General features: G+C 41.2%; 7 protein-coding genes. 1 reads left to right on the top strand and 6 read right to left on the bottom strand.

What is annotated here, in order from left to right; all coding sequences use genetic code 11:
- Nucleotides 1–263: cyclic pyranopterin monophosphate synthase MoaC (locus Q0F90_RS06105; protein WP_296004190.1), on the bottom strand; the 263-nt coding region annotated here is incomplete at its 3' end.
- 108 nt (nucleotides 264–371) lie between these two features.
- Here Q0F90_RS06105 and Q0F90_RS06100 point away from each other — a divergent pair.
- Entirely contained in the window at nucleotides 372–1,049 is a 678-nt protein-coding gene (locus tag Q0F90_RS06100) for a metal-dependent hydrolase (protein ID WP_296004189.1), read from the top strand.
- A gap of 143 nt (nucleotides 1,050–1,192) precedes the next feature.
- Here the strand turns inward: Q0F90_RS06100 and Q0F90_RS06095 are convergent, their stop codons facing one another.
- The 5 genes from Q0F90_RS06095 to Q0F90_RS06075 form a co-directional block, all read right to left on the bottom strand.
- Nucleotides 1,193–2,836: a VWA-like domain-containing protein gene (locus Q0F90_RS06095; protein WP_367113419.1), complete on the bottom strand. Its 1,644-nt coding sequence runs from the start codon at nucleotides 2,834–2,836 to the stop codon at nucleotides 1,193–1,195.
- A gap of 42 nt (nucleotides 2,837–2,878) precedes the next feature.
- Entirely contained in the window at nucleotides 2,879–3,979 is a 1,101-nt protein-coding gene (locus tag Q0F90_RS06090; protein ID WP_296004187.1) for an AAA family ATPase, read from the bottom strand.
- Between the two features lie 12 nt (nucleotides 3,980–3,991).
- Nucleotides 3,992–4,798 (bottom strand): hypothetical protein, encoded by an 807-nt coding sequence (locus Q0F90_RS06085; RefSeq protein ID WP_296004186.1) that lies wholly within the window; start codon nucleotides 4,796–4,798, stop codon nucleotides 3,992–3,994.
- 113 nt (nucleotides 4,799–4,911) lie between these two features.
- Nucleotides 4,912–5,562, bottom strand: a complete 651-nt coding sequence (locus Q0F90_RS06080; protein WP_296004185.1) for a TrkA family potassium uptake protein — start codon at nucleotides 5,560–5,562, stop codon at nucleotides 4,912–4,914.
- A gap of 32 nt (nucleotides 5,563–5,594) precedes the next feature.
- Nucleotides 5,595–6,721, bottom strand: a 1,127-nt coding sequence (locus tag Q0F90_RS06075; RefSeq protein ID WP_296004184.1) for a TrkH family potassium uptake protein, incomplete at its 5' end; no start/stop codon positions are given.

Genomic DNA, 6,721 nt, shown 5'->3' with positions numbered 1-6,721 from the left:
GTGCAGTGAACCTCAACCTTAGTCAACGCCAGCGGATGGCATAGGGGAATGAGATTGCTCGTTTGTTTAGCCCCCATAATAGCAGCCAATTGCGCTACGCTTAGGACATCCCCCTTTTTCATAGTACCCGCTGCGATACGCTCATAAATAGCATCGTTAATGGCAATAAAGCCTTCTGCTACAGCTGTGCGAGATGTAATATCCTTATCGGATACGTCTACCATCCAGGCATTACCATCTTGATCAAAATGTGTTAAATCCATACTAAATCCTTACTAATTATGCATAAATTATCATCCATAGTTTTATTTTCATTAGTTATATTATACAATAGAATTAACAATTGTATGTATAAGGAAGGAAGTGTTCCTATGAAAACAAAACTAACTTATTTCGGCCACGCTTGCTTTATGCTCACTCGCGGTGATGTATCCATGATTTTTGACCCATTCTTAACTGGTAATACATGGGACAAAGCTAAAAAAGAAGACATCAAATGCCAATACATCTTTGTTAGCCATGGTCACGATGACCATTATGGCGATACAGATTTCATCGCTAAAGCAAATGATGCACTCGTTATCTCTACTGCAGAGGTAGCAGGTAAAGCAGCAGCAGCTGGTTGCCGTGCTCATGCTATGCATTTAGGCGGCAAATTCGACTTTGAATTTGGTTCTGTTCGCATGGTTCCTGCCTTCCACGGCGCTGGTATCCCGGGCGGTCACGCAGCAGGTTGCATCGTAGACTTCTACGGCGATATCCTTTACTTCGCTGGTGATACAGCACTCTTTAGTGACATGAAATTATTAAGTCGCTTTGGCGATATAGACTACGCATTACTTCCTATCGGCGACAACTTCACGATGGGCGTTGAAGATGCAGCTCTTGCTGCTTCCTATGTAAAAGCGCGTATCTCCATTCCAATTCACTACAAAACATGGCCTGTTATCGACCGTGAACCAGGTGTATTCACAAGCTTAGTTGAAGGCAAATACAACCAAACAGCTCTCATTATCGAGCCAGGTTCCTCTATCGAGCTTAATAGCTAATAAAAAACATGACGTAGAAATGACGCAATTCTTGGAATTGCGTCATTTTTGTATTCTTTTTTTTATCTATAACCTCAGCTTAGGTCCATACTAAGCATCTCTTAGTTCTAAACTAAGATTGCAAAAAGTGAAAACCTGTTAGGCTAAAATTCTTGGTTTGCCATGGAGAAGCCACCACGATTGGCCATGCGCACAAATTCATCAATATCTTGGGTTTCATCTACACCTACATAGCCTAGCTCACGAACTAAACCATAGGGATTGTGCAAAGATAATTGAGGGTTCTCACCAGTCAGTACCCAAAGCACTTTATAGCCTTTAGGAGCTTCCCGAAGGCGTTCCTCCCCTTTACCATCTGTAAAGTATACGAGTAAATCTACACGGTTTTGATTCGCTAAAGAGAACACAGGCGCAAAGGCCGTGGCACCACGTACATCAAGGCGCGGCTTCACGTCCTTCACTGATTCCATCGTATAGGTGCGGCGCACTTCGTTATCGCATTCCACAACGGTGATGCGATGATTGTAAGCATGCACAATTTGCAGTACTTGTTCTAATGCATTAGTAAACTCAACATCCGTAATACTACCACTCATATCGAGAGCTACCCATACATTCGCCTTATGTTGGCGTAATGTACCAGATAATTCGAGACGCTCAGGCTGACGACGATTGCGACGCATCGTCGTTTTTTTGTAGCCACTCGCTACCTTCCCCATCAGCTTCTTAAGATAAAAATACCAAGGCAAGGCTCGACGCGTCTTTTGGAACGTATCGATGAGACTTTTCACATAGCCTTCCATATCGCCTTTGGAGGCTTCGTTGATATAGCGCTCCGTAATTTGGTCCATCGTATCGGTGTCAATGGAGTCAGATTCATCCCAAATATCGTGACTAGTTTGAGGATCAAACTCCATCGCCACAGCATTATCTGCCTTGTCGATAGGCACAAAGAGATCTGGCTTCTCTTTCATGACCTTGTCAATAGCCTTCGCATAGTACTCAATGGTACGGAACCGTTTTAACAATAAACCAAAACGCTCATTCACATTAGCTACTGTTACTGCATCACGGTCCACATGTTCAAGATAGTCATTTACCACCATATCCATGGCCATGTGAACGGCTGTTTTGTGAAAGCCTTGGCTCAATGCTTTCACCCGCATCAAGTGTGCGGAAATGATATGAAGAATTTCCCGTTTAATACCGTCCTTCATCACATCAGGCGGTTGGCGTAATAAGATAAACGGATTTACATAAAGTACATAGCCACCTTGTTTTAAGTTAATACCAAAGGCGCTAGTCATGTCAAAGCGAATACGATGAGCCATTTGCAAATAAAAGTAACCAAAGAACTGGTCTTCTTCAAGGAGTAAGCTATTTACATCGTGTAAAATATTCCACAAGCGTTGCTCATAGGCAGGCGTCATAACGGCTTGTTGCATAACAGCTAAGTCTGTGCCTTCTACTTCTATATCTTCTAGAGCTCGACCAATCGTACCAATATGGCTGTCCGACATATTATGGTTCATCAAATCCGCTGCAATCCTTTCAGGGGCCATACTGTGATGTTGCTCTTCATAGCTATCTACATAGGCTTCATAGGTTGCATATAGTTGCGTATATAAAGCCTCTGCTTCACGATGAATGCGCTCTCGTTTTGCATGCCAGCGATCGAGAGCCTCGATAGCATCTGCATCATAAGAGCCCGTCTTTTCCCAACCATCAATGTGCGTCAGTAAATCAGACGCATCGCGAATATCGTCCTTATCTAAATTTCGTTGCATCATACCACCTCCTTTTTCTTAAACATCAGATTTTATTTGGAATTATTTTTGTGCTTCAAAGAAGGTATCGACGAACAAATCATCTTCAATGGCATAGGAGTATACGCGCTCATAAGTGTTGCGTAGGTCTTTCATAACGGCTACACGCAAATCTCCTGGATATAATGTTAAGAATTCCACGAAGTGATGAATTTCTTCGGCATTACTATTGCGATTTAAACGATGTAACATATTTTTAGCCGCTACATATAGGCGAGTGGGGCTTTCACCTTTAACCTGCTCAGCCATAGACATAATAGCACCTGGTTTTTGAACTGCAGCGAGTACATCATCAAAGGTAATGAGCGGTTCTTGATCGGACTCGATGAAGTTTACGAAAGCCTCCGCAATGAGTTTGCCCACATTACCGCGGATGACATTCATAAATACATCACGACTATAAGCTGAGCCGTCTTGGTTTTTATAAATCGTATATAGACCAGATACGCGCTCGAAAGAACGAGGTGTAGCATCAATATCATCTTCGTGACGTTGATTCAAATATTCAGGATAAGAAGAAATAAATTCGATAACTTTTTCTTCAATACCAGCGCCGATAGCCCAGTCAATCCATTGCATGTAATCTGCATTCATATAGAGCCATACAAAACGGTTTTGTTGAGCTGGATCCATATCGATAGTTTGGTAATCAAAGGAATCCTCAGGGTTCATAGCGGCGATAATGCGCACTTGATCGCTCAAGGAGAAACCATTGATTTCACGGTTCAAGATAAGGTTCATTAACTCTTGTTGTACCGCATGTTCTGCACGGTTAATTTCGTCGATAAATAGCAATACTTGGCGACCTTTATCGACGGCTTGAGCCACATGTTCCAATGTATGATGTACAGCGTATACTGTAGTTTTTACATCACGAGTATTACCATGACCATCTGTATGTGTCACAGTTTCCACCGTTGGCAAACCGCCGATTTCACCTTCTTTTAAAAGGTTACCGTCAATAGTGACGAGTTCCCAATCATGTACAGCTGCTACGCGCGCTGCGAGAGATGTTTTACCGATGCCCGTTTCACCGACGAGCAATGGTACTTGATTTGCGGCAAGCACTAATTCAACGCTCGCCATTGTATCTATAAAGTTCATTGTATCTCCGTTCTAATATTTCAAATATTCGCCTACAGCGATTTTCTTTATCGTTCTAGTGCCATACGCATCAATGAGCGACAATAGATCGATAGGCCATTTAGATTGGCGGCCACCGATTGCTTTATTGTTGATCAACTCACGAACATAGTCCCCATCAATGGTATCACTAGAAATAGCCTCTACGATGATAGCTTTGATTTCATCCACTGTAACCCCCAATGTATTAGGGATATAACCTAATATGGCTGCACTCACTTTAAATAGGTGTAATGCCAATTCTTTTGAAAGATTTGTAATTTGACGCATCGCCTGTGGATCTTGCTTAACGGCTGCCTCTAGCACGACTACGCTTGGCTCATTAATATAGCGCAAGGCTAAATAATTTTCCTGTACAGCTTGTAATTGCACTGCTTCGCTAGGATCCTTAATATATTGCAACGCATCGTAATTCGCCTTTACTGCTTCTAATTGCAACTCTTCTGATGGATTTGTTATATAGCGAATGGCCCAACCAGATTGCGCTAATGCACTTCGAACTAAGGAGTCAGACGGATTGTCTATATATTCTAAAATAGCCCAGTCCTTTTCAACTAAGGCACTTAACAATTCTTCGGTTGGGTTTTCTACGAACTGTATGGCTCGTGGTGCTTGTGAAAGCGCCGTTTCAATAACCTTTTGAGTAGGTTTTTTGATATATTGAAGCAACATACCGTTTTGACCTACACAGGTAAGCTGCATCGCTTCCGTTGGATTTGGAATGTTCCGAATCCCATGTGGGTTATTGGTCAGCGCCGTTATATATTGTTCCTCTGTCATAATAACCTTCTTTTCTATGTAAAAAGGCCATACGAATACGTATGACCTATACTGAATTCTATTCTAATTATATCATAATTTTTCGATATAGTTATATTTCTTTCGTATACTTACTACACCACTAACGCATCTAAATCAGAATTGTTCCCAATTACTAATAATTTATCCGATCCTGAAAGAATGGTAGTTGGATTTGGTGGTACCTCTAATTCATCGCCTCGTCTTATACCAACTGCATTGAGATTATATTTCTCACGTAAATTTGAATCCTTTAAGCAAGTACCAACCAAGAATGCTGGCATATCTACTTCAATGAGGCTAATGCTTTTAGATAGCTGCAAATAATCCATCACGTGTTTTCGTGTCAATGATTGCGCCAATCGTTGTGCTACATCATATTCTGGATAGATAACCATATCGACGCCCATCTTCTTGAGCATCTTACCTTGTAGGGCATTCTCCGCTTTAGAGACCACATAAGGCATGTTCATTTCTTTTAATAACATAGAGGTCATGAGGTTAGCCTGTATATTATCACCAATGGCAACGATGACTATATCAAATTGACTCAAAGCCAATGCTTTTATCGCCTCTTCATCAGTCGTGTCAGCCACAATTGCATGTGTTACATAGGGGGAAACCTTTTGCACGATTTCTGGATTAATATCTACACCTAATACTTCATGATTCATAGAGGCTAACATCTTGGCGATGGTCGTCCCAAATCGGCCGAGACCAATGACAGCAATTGTTTTATATTTCATACTATATCTCCTGATATATTAATTTTATGCAATTATAACAATACATTTTCTTCCGCATATCTAATCGGCTTTGTTGGCGCTGTCCTAAGTGCCCATGTACCGATAACAGTCATAACACCTACGCGACCTGTAAACATGACAAGCATCAATACCCATTTACTACTTTCAGATAAATTAGGTGTAATCCCCGTTGTAAGGCCTACTGTCCCAAAGGCTGACGTAACCTCAAATAATAGCCGAATGAAGTCATAAGGCTCATCCCAAGCCAAATAGCAGGTAGCTAGTAATACAAGTAGAATGGATAAAAAGATAATCCCATTTGCCTTAAGTACAGTGACTATCGAAATACGACGACCAAATACCTCTGTATCTGGACGATTATTAAATAAGGTACACGACGAAAGAATCGCTATTGCTACAGTGCTGATTTTTACGCCCCCACCAGTAGAGTTTGGGCCGGCACCTATAAACATAAGAATGATGGTGATAAACAAGGTGATTGGATGTAATGCATTATAATCAACCGTCGCAATACCTGCTGTACGAGGTGTAATGGCTTGAAATATGGATGCCATAATTTTGTTCCATATTGGTAAAGGTCCAAAGGTTTTTGGATTTGACCATTCAACACCTAAGAAAATGATGGCGCCTAACAAAATGAGGAATATAGTACCAACAAGCATGATTTTAGTATGCAATTTTAAATCCACAAAGCGTCGTACCTTTCGGTGTGACCATATATCAAAGGCTGCCAGATACCCAAATCCACCGATTACAATGAGAGCTGCAGTATTAATATTAAATAATACATCACCTACCATGGCATATGGTAGATCATTATCAAAAAATACAAATCCTGCATTACAGAAGGTGGAGATAGCTTGCATAATTCCCGTATACAATGCAGCTTGTCCAATATAAGGATATAACTGAATCGTATAAATGATGCCCCCTACAAACTCAATGGCAAAAGTATACAAGGTTAACTTTTTCGTAATATGTAATAGCCCTGACATGCCCTCTTGGCCCACATCTTCTGACAAGAGCACCCGATTTTTAAGTCCCACTCGTTTCCCTAGCAACAAGGCAATAATTGTAGTAAATGATACGATACCTAGGCCACCTAATTGGATGAGTATGACCATGACGATTTTTCCAA

Origin of the sequence: uncultured Veillonella sp., assembly GCF_934190855.1 — a bacterium.
In the GTDB taxonomy this organism is placed as follows: Bacteria; Bacillota; Negativicutes; order Veillonellales; family Veillonellaceae; genus Veillonella.
The sequence above is the reverse complement of the archived record's forward strand: the minus strand, read 5'-3'. Positions and strand labels throughout refer to the sequence as shown.

What these genes read in the sequence shown, in the direction of transcription:
- Q0F90_RS06095 (WP_367113419.1), bottom strand. Translation starts at nt 2,836, where the DNA reads ATGCAACGAAATTTAGATAAGGACGATATTCGCGATGCGTCTGATTTA.
- Q0F90_RS06100 (WP_296004189.1), top strand. Translation starts at nt 372, where the DNA reads ATGAAAACAAAACTAACTTATTTCGGCCACGCTTGCTTTATGCTCACT.
- Q0F90_RS06085 (WP_296004186.1), bottom strand. Translation starts at nt 4,798, where the DNA reads ATGACAGAGGAACAATATATAACGGCGCTGACCAATAACCCACATGGG.
- Q0F90_RS06080 (WP_296004185.1), bottom strand. Translation starts at nt 5,562, where the DNA reads ATGAAATATAAAACAATTGCTGTCATTGGTCTCGGCCGATTTGGGACG.
- Q0F90_RS06090 (WP_296004187.1), bottom strand. Translation starts at nt 3,979, where the DNA reads ATGAACTTTATAGATACAATGGCGAGCGTTGAATTAGTGCTTGCCGCA.